A 19202-nucleotide genomic window follows, 5' to 3' on the forward strand; every position below is an offset into this window, starting at 1 on the left:
AGTCGAACAGACGGTGCCCTCGCGGTCATCGGCGGTTAACCTGCTCGCTTCCGGCCGTCTGCTTCCGACCGCTTTGCTCACCCTTTGTGTCCCTCCACGTACCGTCCTTCCTTCGCACCCATGGGGCCGGAGCGCTCGTCGTCGCTCTGGCCTTCGGAACTCTGACCGCGACCGGAGCGGTTGCGGCCGAGCAGCCCGCGGCGTGGCCTCTGCTTGTCTCCGAGATCGCGCCTGACAACGCGGGCACCCCCGACCTCGTCGGTGGGAGCACGGGGGATCAGGACCAGTTCGAGTTCTTCGAGATCACCAATCTCTCCTCGGCGCCGATCGATGTGCGCGCGGGCGGGTACGCGCTCAGCTACATCTACAACGCGACGGGTTCCCCCACCGACGTCACCGCCGAGAAGCCCCTCATCGTCACCGAGGCGAGCCCCGTGATCCCCGCGGGCGCGTCCGCCGTGTTCTGGATGCAGTACACCAGCGGCTCGACGGTGGACAGCACGCGCTTCACCGATGCGCAGTTCCGCGCACACGTGGGAGCCACCGACGAGGTGCCCCTGTTCCACGTGACAGGACAGGCGGGGATGTCCAACACCGGCACTCGCGGCATCCGCATCGCACGCAACGGCGAGACGGTCACGTGGTCCTCGTACACACGAGACGCGACCGACAAGGGTCGCTCCACCCACTTCGGCGTCCCGACGGACGCATCCTCGCGGGGCGCGCTGTCGCTCGGAGACGGCGTGTACACGGCCGGCACCGTGACGGACGCGCAGAGGAAACCCGCCGTCATCACGCCGACCGAGCCCACCCCGACCCCCACCCCCACCCCGACCCCCACGGCCACAGCTCCCACCGTGGGTCCCGGCGCCGCCGGCAACGCGGCCCGCTACTTCCCGCTCGCGATCACCGAGATCCTCGGCGACAACCCGGGCACCGACCTGTACGAGTACCTCGAGGTCACCAACACGACCGATCAGCCGATCGATCTCGACGCGCAGAAGATCGGCATCCGTTACAACACGTCGCAGTGGAACGCCGGCAGCGACCAGCCCATCTTCCGCCAGGACGGCGACGGCACCACCGCCACGGTGATCCCCGCCGGCGGTGTGGCCCTGTTCTGGATGAACTACAAGGAGAGCAGCACGCAGCGCTCGATGAGCATCCAGCAGTTCCGGGATTTCTACAGCCTCGGCGCCGACGTGCCTGTCTACCGTTTCGGAACCCAGGAGGGCTTCGCCAACGGCGGGAACCGGGGCTTCAGCCTTGTCAAGGACGGCGCCGTGATCAACCGCGCCTGGGTGGGCGCAGGCAAGATCGACAGCGCAGGCGGGGTCGTGCAGTTCGGCGTGCCCTCGACCATCGGCGGCACCGACGCGGTCGTCGTCGCCGAGAACGCCCCGCGCACCCCCGGTGCGATCACGACCGCTCAGGTCACGAGCGCGCTCACGCGCCCGACCGACGCGGCACTGACCTCGCCGATCCTGCAGATCACCGAGCTCGCCCCCGACACCGTGAACGTGCACGGGTCCGACGCCTACGAGTTCGTCGAGGTCTACAACGCCTCCGACGCGCCGGTGAACTTCGGCGACTACGTCCTCAACTACGTCTACACGGACAACTCGCTCAGCGGCCCGGTCTCGCAAGGATCGACGCAGTGGCCGGCGACGCCCGCGAACCCGGTCATCCAGCCCGGCACGGCGTTGGTCCTGTGGGTGAAGAACGGCAACAACACCGCGCTGACAGCCGCTGACTTCAATGCGCAGTTCGGCACGTCACTGGTCTCCGGCCAGAACCTGATCGAAGTGTCGTCCGGTGGCATGGCCAATGGCGGATCGCGCGGCATCCAGATCTCCACCAACGTCGGCACCGATGTGAGCCGTGCCTACTACTTCAGCGACGACCAGACGACGTCCACGACGGCGATCCAGTACGCCTGGAATCCGCAGGGCGCCGCGCCGATCTGGTCTCCCCAGCCCGCCGACGGCACGGTCCAGGCGCTGCTGCGCCTCGACACCCCGACGCCCGGGTCCGTCAGCGACGACCAGGTGCGCTCCGGGCTGCGCCCCGCTCCCGCCGCAGGTACCGCACCCGTCATCACCGACCTCACCGGCGGCACGGAGACACCCAGTACGCCGGGCCTGGACCTCGGGTTCGACATCACCGACGATCACGAGGTGCGTACCGTCACCCTCACTCTCACCGACAACCTGGGTGCGACGATCACGCGCAATCTCACCTTCGGCGCCGCGAACCGCTACCTGTACTCCGTGCCTCAGGTCGACCTGTTCGGCAAGCGGTGGGTGGAGTACACCCTGACCGCGACCGACGGCTCGCAGACCACGACCCTGGGCCCCGTGCGCGTCACGTTGACGGATGCCGCGACCGACCCGGTGCGACTGAACCTCACCGAGGGGCAGTTCGTGTCGGGCCCGGTGCGCGTGCAGGGCACGAGCGACGCCGCACCCGGCGCTCTGGCGCTCAGCGCCGACGGTGCGGCGCTGGACTCGGCGACCCCGTCGCTGGAGGCCGGGCCGATCTTCGCCTTCGAGGCGACCAACACCGACGCGTTCTTCCGCAACGGCGTCAAGCTCGGTGACGACGTGCTGAAGATCTTCGACGAGGGCTATTACGAGCGCATCGTCACCGTCGACGCGGCGGTGCCGGTCACCCGTGTGGAGAAGGGCAAGCCCCTCACCCTCACCGTCACGTCTGGCACCAAGGCCCAGCCCAGCGGCGACCCGAACGAGAACAACGACGACTTCTCTGCGCTGAACTTCCGCCTGGCGCTGCCCGACGGACGCGTGCTGCGCCCGGTCAGCTGCGCGACCAGCTGGGAGGCCGACGGGGCGGTGACCGCTCCGGCGCCGTACACGTGCGCCACGGGCGACAAGCGCGTGAACTTCAGCGACGACGCGCTCGTCTCGATCGATCTCACGTTTGACATCCCGGCCGACGCGTTCGACTCGATCGCCGCCACGTGGGACACCACGAAGGTCGGCGACGGTGCCCACACCGTCGCGGCCACCGACGGCGCGGACCGCGTCGCACGGTCGGTGCGGGTCGACAACACCGCGCCCGTCATCACGACGGCCCTCACCGACGGTCGGCTCTACCGAGGTGAGTTCTCGGTCGACGGTTCGGCCGCGGATGCCGGCTCGGGTCTCGACACGCTGACCGCGACACTGGACGGCGCCGCGGTCACGCTGCCGCTGACCACCTCGTCGCTGAAGCTCGCCCCGGGCGACCACACGGCCGTCTTCACGGCGCGCGACCACGTCGGCAACACCGCCACGCGGACGATAGCCTTCCGCACGGCGGACGAGCGCCCGGGCATCACGCTGCTGGCGCCCTCGGCGGGCGGCACCGTCACGGGCGACAAGGCGACGCTCTCCGCCACTGCGACCTCGGCCGAGGCCGACGCGCTCGACCTGAGCTTCCGCCGGGGGTACACGTTCACGCCCGCGCAGAGCCAGGTGCACGTGGCATCCGGAGCGACGACGACGGCAGCGGCGGGCGACCGCACGGATGCCGTGCCGCTGAGCGCCGCCGACCTCGCCACGCTCTCCGTGACCGACGGGGTGGATGTCGCCGCCACGAGCGACACGGCCTTCCCGTACCAGCTGTTCACGATCGACGTGCCGGCCGATTCCGGCTCGGGCGCGCTCGCCCGCGTCACCTGGCAGGGGCGCGCCAACGCCGACGCGAAGGTGCTGCTGTACGCCCGCAAGACCGACGGATCGTGGGAGAAGGTCGACCAGTACCTGACGACCGGGGGTGCGGCCACCGACTTCACCCTCAATGCGCTCGTCCCCGTCGACACTCACGCCGACGGCGGCACGCTCACCTTCCTCGTGCAGCACTCGGAAGGCTTCGCCGGCACCGCGCGCTCGAGCCGGACGGATGCCGTGACCGCGTACAACGCGGGGGCCACCCCGCGCGACCAGTACGACTTCACGATCGGCTGGGAGTCGGACACGCAGTACTACAACGAGAACCAGGGCTACCTGGCCGGTACCACCGGTGACGACACCTTCTACCAGCACCAGGTCGACATCCACGACTTCCTGCTGAAGCAGCGCGACAGCCTCAACCTGCAGTACGTCATGCACACCGGCGACATCGTCGACGACTACGTCGCCACCGACCGGGCCGCCGGCAACGACGACCCCGAGTACGAGTGGAAGAACGCCGACGCACAGTACAAGCGTTTCGACGAGGCGGGGCTGCCGTACGGCGTCCTCGCCGGGAACCACGACGTGGGCCACGCGGCCGGTGACTACTCGAACTTCTCGACGTACTTCGGCGAGAGCCGCTACCGCGGCAACCCCTGGTACGGCGGGTCGTACAAGGACAACCGTGGCCACTACGACCTCATCACGGTCGGCGGAGTCGACTTCCTGATGCTGTACATGGGCTGGCCCGCGGTCAACAACGCGGCGTCCAACGATGAGGACATCGCGTGGATGAACGCCGTCATCCAGCGCTACCCCGAGCGCAAGGTGTGGATCGACCTGCACGAATACATGCTCACCACCGGTGGTCTGGGGCCGATCCCGCAGCGCATCTTCGACGAGGTCGTCAAGGCCAACCCGAACGTCTTCGCGGTCAGCTCCGGCCACTACCACGACGCGTACACGCGCACCGACGCGATCGACGACAACGGCGACGGCCAGCCCGACCGCACGGTCTACTCGATGCTGTTCGACTATCAGGGTCTGCAGGAGGGTGGGCTCGGCTACCTGCGTCTGCTGCACTTCGACAACAAGGACGGGCGGATGATCGTCCGCACCTACTCGCCGTCGCTGGACATGTTCGACTCGCAGGACCCGGCGCTCACGAGCCCCGAGGGCATGCAGGAGTTCACGATCCCCTACTCCGCGATCGGACTGAAGACGCAGACCAAGACGCTCGCGACCGACTCATTCCGGGCCGACATCCTCACCGCCGACGAGGTCGGAAAGGTCGCCCAGGCGCCCTCCGGCTCGGTCTCCACGGTCGACTGGAAGAGTCTGACGGCGGGCGAGCGCGGATGGTACGTCACGGCCACCGGCCCGCACGGCGGACTGGAGTACTCCGAGGTGCGCACCTTCACCGCGGTCACGGGCGGTTCGACCGATCCGGGCGCGGGGGGCGGCACCGGGCAGCCCGGAACGGGCGGTGGCGCTCCGCAGCCGGGCACGGGAGGCGGCACCGATCTGCCGAGTACCGGCGGCGCTACCCCGGCGGTCGCGCTCGCTCTGTCGCTCGACCGCGTGAGCGCGGGAGCAACCGTGCGCGTGATGGTGCAGGGGCTCACGCCCGCGGCCTCCTACCGGTTGGTGCTGCATTCGACGCCGGTGCTCCTCGCGACAGTGACCGCCGCCGCGGACGGCTCGATCGACGTGACCGTGGTGATACCGCAGTCCATCACGCCCGGAGCGCACACCCTGCAGCTGTCGCGCGCCGACGCTCCCGACACGGTCGTGGCGTCCGCCGCCGTGACGGTCACGGCGGCGGACCTGGCCGCCACCGGTGGACACGGTGACGACCTGGGGGCGGTTCTGGCGGGAGGCATCCTGCTGATGCTCACCGGCCTGGTCGTGGTGATGCGGCGTCGCCGTCACGCGCACTGATCCCGTCGCCGCAGGGGGGTGCATCCGTTCGCGGGTGCGCCCCCCGCGTCGCGGCGGGGGAGCTCTGACGTACCCTCGGGGCATGTCCCGTGACGTCCTCTCCGCGCGGCGGTGGGAGCTCAATGCCCTGCTGATGCGGCTCGACACCGATGACGCGGCCGTGCGCGCCGACCGCTCCGACGCGACGGCCGACGACGAGCACGACCCCGAGGGCTCGACCCTGTCGGGCGAGTGGCAGCGCATCGATGCGCTTCGTCGTTCCGTGCTCGACGAGCGGGCGGAGGTCGACGCCGCGCTCGCCCGCGTGGATGCCGGGACCTACGGCATCTGCGTCGTCTGCGGGAACGTGATCGCGCCCGGCCGGTTGGAAGCCCGGCCGATGGCCACCACCTGCATCGACTGCGCCGCCTGACCCGTAGCCGATCCTGCGCGCCCGAGCGCCCGGCATCCGAGCGCCCGGCATCCGGTCGGACGCATGACGCGGCGTCCCGAACTCCTCCATTCGGCCGGTTCACGGCGGTGTGGAGCGGCCTCAGCTGCAGGATCGGGCCGAGATGGAGGAGTTCGGCGCGCCCTCCGCACGCAACGCGGTGGCAGCGCCTGGCCGGGAGGCGCCGGTCGACCCACCGAGGGTGTTGACGCCCGGCATCCTCTGCCCTAATGTACAACCAAATGGTTGCACAAACTGAGTTGAGCGACGATGAGACCGACCGCCTGTTCCACGCCCTCGCGGCGGCGACGCGGCGCGACATCCTGCGGCGCACGATCGTCGACGAGCAGTCGGTCTCGACGCTCGCCGCGGACTACGACATGTCGTTCGCCGCGGTGCAGAAGCACGTGGCGGTGCTCGAAGCCGCCGGCCTCGTCGTCAAGCGCGCCGAGGGACGCGAGCGCCTCGTGCGCGCCGACCCGCGCATGATCTCCCGCGCCCGGGCGCTGCTCGCCCGTTACGAAGACCTGTGGCGCTCGCGCATCGACCGTCTCGACGCCCTGCTGGCTGAACCGCACGATCCCCGTCCCACGCAAGGAGACTGACATGCCCGTCACCGACATCACGACCGACCCCGAGAACCTCACGATGACCCTCGTCGCGGATGCCGCGGCGCCCGTCGCCCGCCTCTGGGAGGCCTTCACCGACCCCCGGCAGCTCGAGCGCTTCTGGGGCCCTCCCGGCTGGCCCGCCACCTTCACCGCGTTCGACCTGCGCCCCGGCGGACGCGTCGACTACCGCATGACGAGCCCGCAGGGCGAGCGCTCCGCCGGATCGTGGGAGGTGCTGAACGTCGAGCCCGGACGCAGCTTCGAGGTGCTCGACTCGTTCATCGGCGACGACGGTGAGAAGCTCGACGGCTTCCCGTCGATGCGGATGCTCTTCTCATTCGAGGCGACCGCCGAGGGCTCGCGCCTCACCAACACCACCTTCTTCACGTCGCTCGAAGCGCTCGAGCAGGTCGTCGCGATGGGCGCGATCGAGGGTTCGCGTCTGGCGATGAGCCAGCTCGACGCGGTGCTGCAGGACCTCCGCGCCTACGCGCAGGGCAAGGGCACCCGCACCGAGCTGCTGACCGATCAGCACGTGCGCATCACCCGGCTCATCGAGGGCTCGCGCGAGCTGGTGTGGCGCGCCCACCACGAGCCCGAGCTGCTGCGGCAGTGGCTGCTGGGGCCCGACGGCTGGCAGATGATCGAGTGCGAGGTCGGCGAGACCACCCGCTTCGTCTGGCAGCAGGGCGACGACGAGTCGACCCGGTTCGGGTTCGAGAGCGAGACCGTGCTCAGTGAGCCGATCTGGCGCGAGGTCTCCACCGAGCGGATGATCGGGATGCCGGGACCGGCGACGGTCAATGACCTGCAGCTCTACGAGGAGGACGGCGCGACCCTGCTGACGTTGCTGATCGAGTATCTCGACAAGGAGACGCGCGACATGGTCCTCGCCACCGGCATGACCGACGGCATGGAGACCTCGTACGCACGCCTGGAGGCGGTCGTCGCCGCCTGAGGGGTCGGGGCGTTTCGACTCGGCCGTCCTCGAGCGATCCGCGACGCAACTGCAAGGGATGCTGCCCGACACGCCGCGGCATCCCTTGTCCCTCCCCGCGTGTCGCGGCTACGGCCTTGCAGTTCGGATGGGGGCGGGGCGGGGCGACTCGACCGCGGTCAGTCGCCGAGCACGAGTCGGTAGCCCATGCCCTGCTCGGTGAGCAGATGCTGGGGATGCGCCGGATCGCGCTCGAGCTTCTTGCGGAGCTGCGACATGTAGAGGCGCAGATAACCCGAGTCGGCCACCTGGTCGGTTCCCCAGATGTCTCTCAGCAAGTTCTGCCGGGTCACGAGCGTGCCGGGATTGCGGGCCAGGAACTCGAGCATCCGCCACTCCGTCGGCGTCAGGTGCACGACCTCGTCGCCGCGGACGACCCGGGTGGCGGCGAGGTCGACCTCCACATCGCCGAAGCGCACGACAGGCGTGTCCACGGATGCCGCGGATGCCACGCCCCGCCGACGTGCGAGGGCGCGCAGGCGTGCGAGCAGCTCGTCGATCTGGAACGGCTTCGTGACGTAGTCGTCGGCGCCGGCATCCAGAGCCTCGACCTTGTCGGCCGAGCCCGTGCGTCCGGACACGACGAGGATCGGCAGGTCGGTCCACCCGCGCAGCGCGTGGATCACCTCGATGCCGTCCAGGCGCGGCATGCCGAGATCGAGCATGACGACGTCGGGGCGCGCCTGGGCCGCCGTGGCGATCGCGGCGGCGCCGTCGGGCGCGGCGATGACGTCGTAGCCGTGCGCGGCGAGGGTGATCCGCAGCGCCCGCACGAGCTGCGGATCGTCGTCGGCGACCAGGATCTTCACGATCTCATCCTCCCGCTTCGGCGACCGAGGGCGCGGCGAGAGTGGATGCCGCGGCATCCACCGGCAGCGAGACCACCATCGTCAGCCCCCCGCCGGGCGTGGTCTCGGGCGTCAGCGTGCCGCCCATGCCCTCGGTGAAGCCCTTCGACAGGGCGAGCCCGAGCCCGAGCCCCGTGGTGTTGTCGGTGTCGCCGAGCCGCTGGAAGGGAGCGAAGATGTCGTCCTGGCGGTCGGCGCTGACGCCCGGGCCGTGGTCGACGATCCGCAGCTCGACGGTCGAGCCGAGCCGGCTGGATGCGATGCGCACGCGCGTGCCGGGCGGCGCGTAGCGGCGCGCATTGGCGAGGACGTTGACGATGACCCGCTGCAGCAGCACGGGGTCGGCGCGCACCGCAGGAACGGTCTGATCGAGCGCGAGTTCGACGACGTCGGGTCCGATGCCCAGCTCATCGAGGGCCTCGAGCACTGCTCCCGCAAGGTCGACAGGGGAAAGCGAGACGGCGAGCACGCCCGCCTGCACACGGCTGACGTCGAGCAGATCGGTGACCAGCGCCGCGAGCGCGGCGAGCGACTCGTCCGCGGTCGCGACGAGCTCGTCGTGATCGGCGGCGCTCAGCGACGGCCCCGCCGCACGCAGGCCGCCGACGGCGGCGATGGCCGCGGCGAGCGGCCGGCGCAGATCGTGGCTGACCGCCGACAGCAGCGCCGTGCGCACCTGGTCGGTCGCGGCCAGGGCGTCGGCGGTGCGGGCCGTCTGCGTGAGCTCGCTGTGCTCGAGGGCCGCAGCGAGTTGCGCGGTGATGACATCGAGCAGGCGCCGCTCCGGGGCCCCGACATCGCCGCCGTGCAGCTCGAGCGTGGCGCGAGGGCCCCCCGCGGCATCCGTGCCCACGGGCACCACGACCGCCCGGCCGTCGCGCACCGGTTCGCCGTCGGTCGCCAGCACCTGCTGGGTGGATCCGTCTCCGGCGAGCAGGCGCGCCCCGCTCACGCCGAACGCCTCGCGGGTGCGGCTGACCAGAGCCGGGACGGCGCTCTCGCCGCGCAGCACGCTGCCCGACACCGTCGCCAGCAGCTCCGAATCGGCGGCCGCGCGCCGAGCCCGGCGCGTGCGACGTGCGGCTTGATCGACGATCCAGCTCACCAGGATCGCGATCACCACATACAGCACGAGCGCCAGCGCGTGCAGCGGGTTGTCGATCGTCACCGTGAAACGCGGATGGATGAACAGGAAGTCCAGCGTCAACCCCGACAGCACCGCCGCGAACAGCGCCGGCCAGATCCCGCCGATCAACGCGACGACGACCACGAGCAGTTGGTAGGAGAGCACGTCGGAGGTGATCGTCTCTTCGTTCGAGGTCGCGAACAGCAGCCACGACAGCAGCGGCCCGCCGGTGAGCGCGACGACCAGCCCCAGGATGCGCCGCCGCCAGCCGAGTGCCCCTCCGGTCAGCCGCGGCAGGTGCAGGTTTCCGCCCGCGGCGGCGTGGGTCACGATGTGCACGTCGATGTCGCCCGACTCGCGGATGACCGTGGCCCCGATGCCCGGGCCGGTGAACGCCGCGCCGAGGCGGCTACGGCGGCTGGCGCCCAGCACGAGCTGCGTCGCGTTGACCGATCGCGCGAACTCGACGAGGGTCCGCGGCACGTCCTCGCCGATCACCTGGTGGTAGCTGCCGCCGAGCGACTCGACGAGGGCGCGCTGGGCCGCGAGGGCACCGGGAGCAGCCGCACGCAGCCCCTCCTGCGTCGTCACGTGCACCGCGAGCAACTCGCCCCCGGCGGCGCGCGCGGCGATACGCGCCCCGCGCTGCAGCAGCGTGTCGCCCTCCGGGCCGCCGGTGAGGGCGACGACGACGCGCTCGCGCGCCTGCCACGCCCCGCGGATGCCGTGCTCCTCGCGGTAGCTCTGCAGCGCGTTGTCGACCTCGTCGGCGAGCCACAGGAGGGCGAGTTCGCGCAGGGCCGTGAGGTTTCCGAGGCGGAAGTAGTTCGACAGGGCCGCGTCGATGCGCTCGGCGGGGTAGACGGCGCCGGCGGCGAGCCGGTCGCGCAGCGACTGCGGTGCGAGGTCGACGACCTGGATCTGGTCGGCGGCGCGCACCACGGCATCCGGTACCGTCTCGCGCTGCGTGACTCCGGTGATCTGCGCGACCACTCCGCCGAGCGAGGCGATGTGCTGGACGTTGACGGTCGTGATGACGTCGATACCGGCGGCCAGCAGCTCTTCGACGTCCTGCCACCGCTTCTCGTTGCGGGAGCCGGGTGCGTTGGTGTGGGCGAGCTCGTCGACGAGCGCGATCTCCGGATGCCGATCGAGCAGGCCGTCGAGGTCGAGTTCGTCGAGCTCGACCTCGCGGTGGCGCAGACGCCGGCGTCCGAGCGTGGGCAGGCCTTCCGCGCGGGCCGAGGTCGCCGCACGGCCGTGGGTCTCGACGATGCCCACGACGACGTCACGACCGTCGGCGAGCAGGCGATGGCCCTCGGACAGCATCTCGTACGTCTTGCCGACGCCGGGCGCGGCTCCGAGCAGCACCCGCAGACTGCCGCGCTTCATGCGTTCACCCTAGTTCTCCTGTCCGTTCCCCGGCCGCCCGCCCCGACCCGGCCACCCCCACCTCTGCCCGAGCTGAACCAACCGCAACCGACCCGAACTGCAAGGGATGCCGGGGGACACGCCGTGGCATCCGTCGCACCGGCGGCGTGTCGCGGCGTCGACCTTGCAGTCCGGTTGCTCCCGCGAGTTCCGACTCGGCCCCGCTCGTTGAGCGACGCAGCGCGTCGAAGCGCCGCTTGCCGCCGTCCCGCACGCGTCAGCGTCCGAGGGCGTCGAGGGCGATGTTGAGCTCGAGCACGTTCACGCGGGGCTCGCCCAGGAAGCCGAGGTCCCGCGCCGTGGTGTGCTGATCGACGAGCGCCGTCACCACGGCCGGGTCGAGGCCGCGCGCCGCCGCCACACGGGCCACCTGCAGCTTCGCGTACGCCGGCGAGATGTGCGGGTCGAGTCCCGATCCGGATGCCGTGACGGCATCGGCGGGGATGTCGCCCACCGGCACGCCGTCCGCCGAGGCGATCGCGGCCTGACGCTCACCGATCGCGGTCACGAGGTCGCGGTTCTCGGGCCCGAGGTTCGACCCGCTCGAGGCCGTGCCGTCATAGCCACTGCCCGCGGCCGATGGCCGCGACTGGAAGTACTGCGGGAGGGCTGCGCCGTCGGCATCCGTGAAGGACTGGCCGATCAGCGCGCTGCCGACAACCTGCCCGTCGGCGTCGCGGACGAGCGAGCCGTTCGCCTGCGCGGGAAGCGCCAGCTGGCCGACGCCCGTGATCACGGCCGTGTACGCGATGCCGAGCACGGCCGTGGCGACGAGCATCGCACGGGCGGCGACGCCGAGGTGGCGGAGAGAGGTGCGGGTGGACATGACGATGCCTTTCGGAAGCCCGGTCAGAAGCCCGGGAGGAGGCTCACGACGAGGTCGATGAGCTTGATGCCGACGAAGGGGGCGATGACGCCGCCCAGGCCGTAGATGAGGAGGTTGCGCCCGAGGATCTGCGAGGCGCTCGCCGGCCGGTACGCGACGCCCTTCAGCGCCAGCGGGATCAGGACGACGATGATGATCGCGTTGAAAATGATGGCGCTGGTGACCGCCGACGCGGGCGAGTGCAGCTGCATGAGGTTCAGCGCCGCGAGTCCGGGGAAGACGCCCATGAACATCGCCGGGATGATCGCGAAGTACTTCGCGATGTCGTTGGCGAGAGAGAACGTCGTCAGCGCTCCACGGGTGATGAGCAGCTGCTTGCCGATCCGGACGATGTCGATGAGCTTCGTCGGGTCGGAATCGAGGTCGACCATGTTGCCGGCCTCCTTCGCGGCGGAGGTGCCCGTGTTCATCGCGACGCCGACGTCGGCCTGCGCGAGCGCGGGGGCGTCGTTGGTGCCGTCACCGGTCATCGCGACGAGCGCACCGCCGGCCTGCTCGCGCTGGATGAGCGCCAGCTTGTCTTCCGGGGTCGCCTCGGCGAGGAAGTCGTCGACGCCCGCCTCCGCGGCGATCGCCCGCGCCGTCAGCGGGTTGTCGCCCGTGATCATCACGGTGCGGATGCCCATCGCGCGCAACTGCGTGAACCGCTCGGCGAGGCCCTCCTTGACGACGTCCTTCAGGTGCACGGCGCCGAGCGGAACTCCTCCAGTTCGGGGGTCGAGCGTGGCGACCACCAGCGGGGTTCCGCCGGACTGGGCGATGGCGTCGGTGAATTGGAGGAGTTCGGCGCGCGGCTGCGGCGCCACGGGCTGCCCCTCCGCCTCGAGCCAGGCGAGCACGGCGGATGCCGCACCCTTGCGCACCTGCGTGCCGTCGGCCAGGTCCAGACCGCTCATGCGCGTCTGTGCGGTGAACGGCACGGGAGTCGATCCCTCGGGTGCGGCGGGGGCGACCCCCTGAGTCGCGGCGAGTTCGACGATCGACACCCCCTCGGGGGTCGGGTCGGCGAGCGAGGACAGCACGGCCGCGCGGGCCAGCTCGTCGCCGTCGACACCGGTGAGCGCGGCGAAAGCGCTCGCGCGGCGGTTGCCGTAGGTGATCGTTCCGGTCTTGTCGAGCAGCAACGTGGTCACGTCGCCGGCGGCCTCGACGGCGCGCCCCGACATGGCGAGCACGTTGTGCTGCACCAGTCGGTCCATGCCGGCGATGCCGATCGCCGACAGCAGCGCGCCGATCGTCGTCGGGATCAGACACACCAGCAGGGCGACGAGCACGGGGATGCTGACGGGGCTCGCCGCGTACGAGGCGATCGGGTTGAGCGTCAGCACGACGATCACGAACACGATCGACAGGCTGGCCAGCAGGATGCCGAGGGCGATCTCGTTGGGGGTGCGCTGACGGTTCGCGCCTTCGACGAGCGCGATCATGCGGTCGACGAAGGTCTGGCCCGGCTGGGAGGTGATGCGCACGACGATGCGGTCGCTGAGCACGCGGGTGCCGCCGGTGACGGCGCTGCGGTCGCCGCCGGACTCCCGGACGACGGGCGCCGATTCGCCGGTGATCGCGGACTCGTCGACCGTGGCGATGCCCCAGATCACGTCGCCGTCGCCGGGGATGAGCTCGCCGGCCGACACGACCACGACGTCGTCGAGGGCGAGCTCCGAGGAGGCCACGTCGTCGGTGGCGGCGGCGGTGGCCGCGGCATCCGTGGCGGCGTCGTAGGCGCGCACCCGGTGCGCGACCGTCGCGGTGCGGGTCGTGCGCAGGGCCTGCGCCTGCGCCTTGCCGCGGCCCTCGGCCACCGACTCGGCGAGGTTGGCGAACAGCACGGTCAGCCAGAGCCAGACGGCGATGCCCCAGGTGAAACCGGCCGGCACGGGCGTGCCGCCCGAGTTCTGTGGGCCGCCGAGGAAGGGTTCGGCGATGGCGATGGCGGTGGTGAGGGCCGCGCCGACCCTCACGAGGAACATGACGGGGCTGCGCCACAGCTCGGCGGGGTTGAGTTTGCGGAGGGCGCCGGGAAGGGCGCCGACCAGCTGTGTCCAGCCGAACGCGCGGCGGGTGGGAGCGGGCGACGACGCGGCGTCGTCACCGGCGGGTTGCGGACGGTCGAGGACCGGAGCGGACGTGTTCATGTCAGGAGAGACCTTCTGCCAGGGGACCCAGCGCGAGAACGGGGAAGTAGGTGAGAGCGGTGATGACGACCGTCACGACCGCGAGCAGGCCGACGAACTGCGGGCGATGCGTCGGGAGGGTGCCGGCGGTGGCGGGCACGCGCTCCTGCGCGGCGAGCGAGCCGGCCAGGGCGAGCACGAGCACGATGGGAACGAACCGGCCGAGGAGCATCACGACGCCCAGCGCCGTGTTGAACCAGGGCGTGTTGGCGGTGAGTCCGGCGAACGCCGAGCCGTTGTTGTTCGCGGCCGATGTGAACGCGTAGAGCACCTCGGTCATGCCGTGGATGCCGGGATTGAGGATCGACGTCGCCTCGACATCGGCCCGCACGGCGGGGATGCCGAAGCTCAACGCCGTTCCCGCCAGCACCAGGGTCGGAGTCACCAGGATGTAGAGGCTCGCGAGCTTGATCTGGGTGGGGCCGATCTTCTTGCCGAGGTACTCGGGGGTGCGACCCACGAGCAGTCCGCCGACGAACACGGCGATGATCGCGAGCACGAGCATGCCGTACAGGCCCGACCCGACACCGCCGGGAGCGACCTCGCCGAGCATCATGTTCAGCAGCGGAATCATGCCGCCGGTGGCGGTGTACGAGTCGTGCATCGAGTTCACGGCGCCGGTCGAGGTGAGGGTAGTCACGGCTGCGTACAGCGCCGAGCCGACGATGCCGAAGCGTTGCTCCTTGCCTTCCATCGCGCCGCCCGCGAGCTGCGGGGCGGTGCCGTGTCCGGCGACCTCGAGCGCGCTCACCGCGGCGATCGACGCGATCGCCAGTGTCGACATGACCGCGAGGATCGCGTAGCCCTGACGGTTGTCGCCGACCATGCGGCCGAACGTGCGGGGGAGCGAGATCGGGATCACGAGGATCAGCAGCAGCTGGACCAGGTTCGTCCACGGCGTCGGGTTCTCGAACGGGTGGGCGGAGTTGGCGTTGAAGAACCCGCCGCCGTTGGTGCCGAGCATCTTGATCGCCTCTTGCGAGGCGACCGGTCCGCCCGGGATCGACTGCGTCGCTCCGGTGAGGGTGTGCGCGTCGACGAAGCCGTTCAGGTTCTGGATGACGCCGCCGGACAGCAGGACCACCGCGGCCACGACCGCCATCGGCAGCAGCAGCCGACCGAGGCCGCGCGTGAGGTCGACCCAGAAGTTGCCGATCGTGCTCTGCCCGCGCCGCGCGAAGCCGCGCACGAGCGCGATGGCGACCGCGATGCCGACGGCGGCGGAGACGAAGTTCTGCACGGTGAGGCCGGCGAGCTGCACGAGGTAGCCCATGGTCGCCTCGGGAGAGTACGACTGCCAGTTGGTGTTGGTGACGAAGGATGCCGCGGTGTTGAACGCCAGGCCCTCCGGCACGGCCGGGAGCCCGAGCGAAGCGGGCAGGAAGGCTTGCAGGCGCTGCAGCGCGTAGACGAAGAGCACGCCCATGAGCGAGAAGGCGAGCACGCCGCGGGTGTAGGCCTGCCAGGTCTGTTCGCTGCGCGCGTCGACGCCGATGAGACGGTAGACGACCCGCTCTGCGGCGGCATCCTTCTCGCCCGTGAAGATGCGGAACATGAGGTCGCCGACGGGGCGGTACAGCAGAGCGAGCAGCAGGATGAGGGTGGCGATCTGGAGCACGCCGAACCAGATGTCTGCGGAATCGACGCCCATCAGAAGCGCTCCGGCTTCACGAGGGCGACGACCAGGTAGACGACGCTGGCGACACCGAGGACGGCGCCGATGATCGAGAAGATGTCCATCAGAGCCGCTCCGCCCCCTTCGCGACGAGGGCGACGATCGCGAACACCGCGATCGTCACGACGACGTAGATCACATCGAGCACAGGAACTCCCGGACACTGACCGCGCTCGCTGATCCCGCGCGGGCGCCCACCATGGGCACGGGATCCGATACAACTCCGCTGCCGCGGCGGCTTCCGACGTCCTTACGGTTTCCCTACGGGTGCTCGCGATGTCCTCACGGCTCGCTCACGTCGCGGGCGGGGGCCGCGCCGAAACGCCGATCCGGCGCAGCCTGCCGCATCCGCTACCTTAGGTAAGGCAATCCTTACTCAAAGATCGTAGGAGGTCCCGTGCGCGGTTCCGTCTCGTCGCGTCCATCCGCCGCCGCGGCTCTGCTGCTCGTCGCCGCCCTGCTCACGGGGTGCGCGGCCGTCGCCACTCCCGCCGACACCGAGGCGAGTGCGCCGCGCGCGCCGCTGACCGAACTGACGCCGCTGGCCGATCCGCGCAGCCATGTCGGTCCGTCGACCGCGACCCTCACCGACGCGCGGATCCTGCGGGTGGCCGAGAGCCCCACCCCGAGCCTGCCCGTCACCGTCACGTCGCACGACCTGTCCGGCGACGTGCCCGTGACGGTGACGGACGTCTCCCGCATCATCGCGATGGACCTGTCCGGGTCGCTCGCCGCGACCGTTGCGGGCCTCGGCTTCGCGGGCGGGCTCGTCGGACGCGACATCTCCACGACCTTCCCCGAGGCGCGCGAGCTGCCCCTCGTCACCGCCGGCGGACACTCCGTCAACGCCGAAGCCGTCATCGCGCTCGCCCCGACCCTCGTCATCACCGACGGCAGCATCGGACCCGCCGACGTCGTCCAGCAGCTGCGCGACGTCGGCATCACGGTCGTCTTCGTCGAACGCTCGACGTCGTTCGCCGGTGCCGTCGCGCAGGCTCGGCAGGTCGCGCAGGCACTCGGCGTGCCCGAGACCGGTGAGCTGCTGGCCACGCGCATCCAGGACGACGTCCAGCGGGTGACGGCGGAGGTCGCACGGCTCGCGCCGGCCGCGGCATCCGACCGCGTGCGCATGGCGTTCGTCTACCTGCGCGGGTCCGCCGGTATCTACTACCTGTTCGGCAAAGAGTCGGGCGCCGACGACCTCATCGCGGCGCTGGGCGGCGTGGATGTCGCCGGGGAGCTGGGATGGCGCGGCATGCAGCCGCTCACCGACGAGGCGATGGTCGCCGCCGACCCCGACCTCATCCTGGTGATGACCGACGGCCTCGCCTCCGTCGGCGGCGTCGACGGCCTGCTCGCCGCGAAGCCGGCCATCGCCCTCACGGCCGCCGGCCAGCACCGCCGTTTCGTCGACATGGCGGACGGGCAGATCCTCTCGTTCGGGCCCCGTTCGGCCGACGTGATCGACGCCCTCGCGCGCGCCGTCTACGCTCCGGATGCCGCGCCGTCCACCTCCGGGACGAGCCCGGCGCCCGCGCCGTGAGGGCCGCTGCGCCACCCCTCGTGAGGGCCGCCGTCGCGACGGCCTCGTCCCCGGGGCGCCGCGCCGTGGTCGGGATCGTCACCGGGATCCTGTTGGTGGCCGGGGTGATCCTCTCCGCCGGGAGCGGTCAGCTGCCCATCGGTCCGGCCGAGGTCGTCGGCTCGCTGCTGCGCGCCGTCGGCGTTCCGAACGGGTGGGCACCGACGGTCGCCCTCGTCGAGCAGACCCTGTGGCAGATCCGATTCCCCCGGGTCGTGATGTCCGTGCTCGTCGGTGCGCTCCTCGCCGTCGCCGGCGCGATCATGCAGGCGATCTTCGCCAACCCCCTGGCCGAACCCGGGGTCGTGGGCGTGTCGTCGGGAGCCGCCGTCGGTGCGGCGCTCGCGATCACCCTCGGGCTGAGCACGTTCGGCGGATGGACGACCGCGGCGCTCGCCTTCCTCGGCGGGCTCGCGGCGACCCTCATCGTCTACGCGACCGCGCGATCGCAGGGGCGCACGGAGGCGGTCACGCTGATCCTCACCGGCATCGCGGTCAACGCGTTCACGGGCGCGGCGCTCGCGGTGATGATGTTCCTCGGCAACACGGCGTCGCGGGAGCAGATCGTGTTCTGGCAGCTCGGATCGATGAACGGGTCGCGGTGGCCCGAGGTGGCGCTCGTCGCACTGATCGGCCTCTTCGCCACGGCCATCGCTCTCTCGCTCGCCCGGCCGCTCGACCTCCTCGCGCTCGGCGACCGCACGGCCGCGCACCTCGGCGTGCGCGTGGAGCGGCTGCGGGTCGTCAGCATCGTGCTCGTCGCGCTGCTGACCGGTGTCGCGGTGGCGTTCATCGGGATCATCGCGTTCGTGGGTCTCGTCGTCCCGCACGTCATGCGCATGCTGCTCGGCCCGTCCAACCGTGCGCTGCTGCCCGCATCGCTCCTCGGCGGCGCGGTCGTGCTCGTCTACGCCGACCTGCTCGCGCGCACGGTGATCCCCTCGGCCGATCTTCCGATCGGCATCCTCACCTCGCTCGTCGGCGGCCCGTTCTTCTACGCGCTGCTGCGGCGCAACCGGCGCCGGTCGGGAGGATGGGCGTGAGCGGCGTCGCGTACGCGCTGGAGGGGGTCGGTCGCCGGGTCGGCGCACACGAGCTGCTCGCCGGAGTCGGTCTGGAGATCGTCTACGGTCGCGTGCTCGCGCTGGTCGGACCGAACGGCGCGGGCAAGTCCACGCTGCTGAGCGTGCTGACGGGGGATGCCGCGGCATCCACCGGCAGCGTCCTGCTCGACGGGCGTCCGCTCGCCGCGTGGCGCACCCGTGAGCTGGCCCGCACGAGAGCCGTGCTGCTGCAGGCGCAGCACGTCGCGTTCTCGTTCACGGCCCGCGAGGTGGTGGAGATGGGGCGCGCGCCGTGGACCGGCACGGAGCGGGCGGATGCCGATGAGGAGCGGATCGCGGCGGCGATGGCGCGGGCCGACGTGACGCACCTCGCCGATCGCGCCTACCCCTCGCTGTCGGGCGGTGAGCGCGCCCGGGTGGGTCTGGCGCGGGTGCTCGCGCAGGACACGCGGATCGTGCTGCTCGATGAGCCCACGGCGGCGCTCGACCTGCGCCATCAGGAGGACGTGCTGCGCATCGCACGCGATCTCGCCGCCGCGGGACGGGCGGTCGTCGTGGTGCTGCACGACCTGTCGCTGGCGGGAGCCTACGCGGACGAGGTCGCCATGCTCGACGGGGGCCGTCTGGTCGCCTCCGGCGCCCCCGAGCGAGTGCTCACCGCGGCGCGGGTGGAGGACGTGTACGGGACGCCGGTGCGGGTGCTGGCCGACCCCGACACGGGGCGACCTCTCGTACTCCCGCGCCGCGGGTCGTGACGCGGCCC

General features: G+C 71.1%; 13 protein-coding genes. 7 read left to right on the forward strand and 6 right to left on the reverse strand.

Annotated features, from left to right (window positions below; all coding sequences use genetic code 11):
* Positions 1–86: 86 nt before the first annotated feature.
* The 4 genes from BGN98_RS09760 to BGN98_RS09775 all read left to right on the forward strand — a co-directional run bounded on the left by BGN98_RS09760 (position 87) and on the right by BGN98_RS09775 (position 7614).
* Positions 87–5615 carry a metallophosphoesterase gene (locus BGN98_RS09760; protein ID WP_288121173.1) on the forward strand — a complete coding sequence of 1843 codons (5529 nt, stop codon included), beginning with the start codon at positions 87–89 and terminating at the stop codon, positions 5613–5615.
* 82 nt (positions 5616–5697) lie between these two features.
* Positions 5698–6027 (forward strand): TraR/DksA family transcriptional regulator, encoded by a 330-nt coding sequence (locus BGN98_RS09765; protein WP_288121175.1) that lies wholly within the window; start codon positions 5698–5700, stop codon positions 6025–6027.
* 260 nt (positions 6028–6287) lie between these two features.
* Positions 6288–6650 (forward strand): ArsR/SmtB family transcription factor, encoded by a 363-nt coding sequence (locus tag BGN98_RS09770; protein ID WP_043341692.1) that lies wholly within the window; start codon positions 6288–6290, stop codon positions 6648–6650.
* 1 nt (position 6651) lies between these two features.
* Positions 6652–7614: an SRPBCC family protein gene (locus BGN98_RS09775; RefSeq protein ID WP_288121179.1), complete on the forward strand. Its 963-nt coding sequence runs from the start codon at positions 6652–6654 to the stop codon at positions 7612–7614.
* A 158-nt stretch (positions 7615–7772) separates the two neighbouring features.
* On the opposite strand, the gene BGN98_RS09780 is transcribed toward BGN98_RS09775, so the two are convergent.
* From BGN98_RS09780 to kdpF, 6 genes are all read right to left on the reverse strand, one after another.
* A complete protein-coding gene (locus tag BGN98_RS09780; RefSeq protein ID WP_288121181.1) occupies positions 7773–8462 on the reverse strand; it encodes a response regulator in 690 nt (229 codons plus the stop codon).
* 4 nt (positions 8463–8466) lie between these two features.
* Entirely contained in the window at positions 8467–11019 is a 2553-nt protein-coding gene (locus tag BGN98_RS09785) for a DUF4118 domain-containing protein (protein WP_288121183.1), read from the reverse strand.
* A 256-nt stretch (positions 11020–11275) separates the two neighbouring features.
* Entirely contained in the window at positions 11276–11884 is a 609-nt protein-coding gene (gene kdpC / locus BGN98_RS09790; protein ID WP_288121185.1) for a potassium-transporting ATPase subunit KdpC, read from the reverse strand.
* A gap of 23 nt (positions 11885–11907) precedes the next feature.
* Positions 11908–14079, reverse strand: a complete 2172-nt coding sequence (gene kdpB / locus BGN98_RS09795) for a potassium-transporting ATPase subunit KdpB (protein ID WP_288121187.1) — start codon at positions 14077–14079, stop codon at positions 11908–11910.
* Position 14080: 1 nt separating this feature from the next.
* Positions 14081–15769 (reverse strand): potassium-transporting ATPase subunit KdpA, encoded by a 1689-nt coding sequence (kdpA, locus tag BGN98_RS09800; RefSeq protein WP_005054350.1) that lies wholly within the window; start codon positions 15767–15769, stop codon positions 14081–14083.
* Complete coding sequence (gene kdpF, locus BGN98_RS09805) at positions 15769–15858, reverse strand: K(+)-transporting ATPase subunit F (RefSeq protein WP_016463763.1); 90 nt, start codon at positions 15856–15858, stop codon at positions 15769–15771. The genes kdpA and kdpF overlap by 1 nt, the downstream gene beginning before the upstream one ends.
* A gap of 332 nt (positions 15859–16190) precedes the next feature.
* Here kdpF and BGN98_RS09810 point away from each other — a divergent pair, with 332 nt between their 5' ends.
* The 3 genes from BGN98_RS09810 to BGN98_RS09820 are packed head-to-tail and all read left to right on the forward strand — an operon-like array spanning position 16191 to position 19194.
* On the forward strand, positions 16191–17336 hold the full coding sequence (locus BGN98_RS09810; protein ID WP_288121190.1) for a heme/hemin ABC transporter substrate-binding protein: 1146 nt from the start codon (positions 16191–16193) through the stop codon (positions 17334–17336).
* The gene (locus BGN98_RS09815) at positions 17333–18418 is read left to right on the forward strand and encodes a FecCD family ABC transporter permease (protein ID WP_288121191.1); all 1086 of its coding nucleotides are present in this window, start codon (positions 17333–17335) and stop codon (positions 18416–18418) included. The genes BGN98_RS09810 and BGN98_RS09815 overlap by 4 nt, the downstream gene beginning before the upstream one ends.
* Complete coding sequence (locus BGN98_RS09820; RefSeq protein WP_016463760.1) at positions 18415–19194, forward strand: heme ABC transporter ATP-binding protein; 780 nt, start codon at positions 18415–18417, stop codon at positions 19192–19194. Before BGN98_RS09815 ends, BGN98_RS09820 begins: the two co-directional genes overlap by 4 nt.
* Positions 19195–19202 lie beyond the last annotated feature (8 nt).

The organism is Microbacterium sp. 69-7, assembly GCF_001897985.1.
GTDB classification, from domain to species: domain Bacteria; phylum Actinomycetota; class Actinomycetes; order Actinomycetales; family Microbacteriaceae; genus Microbacterium; species Microbacterium laevaniformans.

Bases quoted from the DNA above. Each gene is read 5' to 3' on its own strand.
- BGN98_RS09765 (WP_288121175.1), top strand. From the start codon at position 5,698: ATGTCCCGTGACGTCCTCTCCGCGCGGCGGTGGGAGCTCAATGCCCTG.
- BGN98_RS09770 (WP_043341692.1), top strand. From the start codon at position 6,288: ATGGTTGCACAAACTGAGTTGAGCGACGATGAGACCGACCGCCTGTTC.
- BGN98_RS09775 (WP_288121179.1), top strand. From the start codon at position 6,652: ATGCCCGTCACCGACATCACGACCGACCCCGAGAACCTCACGATGACC.
- BGN98_RS09785 (WP_288121183.1), bottom strand. From the start codon at position 11,019: ATGAAGCGCGGCAGTCTGCGGGTGCTGCTCGGAGCCGCGCCCGGCGTC.
- kdpC (WP_288121185.1), bottom strand. From the start codon at position 11,884: ATGTCCACCCGCACCTCTCTCCGCCACCTCGGCGTCGCCGCCCGTGCG.
- kdpB (WP_288121187.1), bottom strand. From the start codon at position 14,079: ATGAACACGTCCGCTCCGGTCCTCGACCGTCCGCAACCCGCCGGTGAC.
- kdpA (WP_005054350.1), bottom strand. From the start codon at position 15,769: ATGGGCGTCGATTCCGCAGACATCTGGTTCGGCGTGCTCCAGATCGCC.
- kdpF (WP_016463763.1), bottom strand. From the start codon at position 15,858: ATGGACATCTTCTCGATCATCGGCGCCGTCCTCGGTGTCGCCAGCGTC.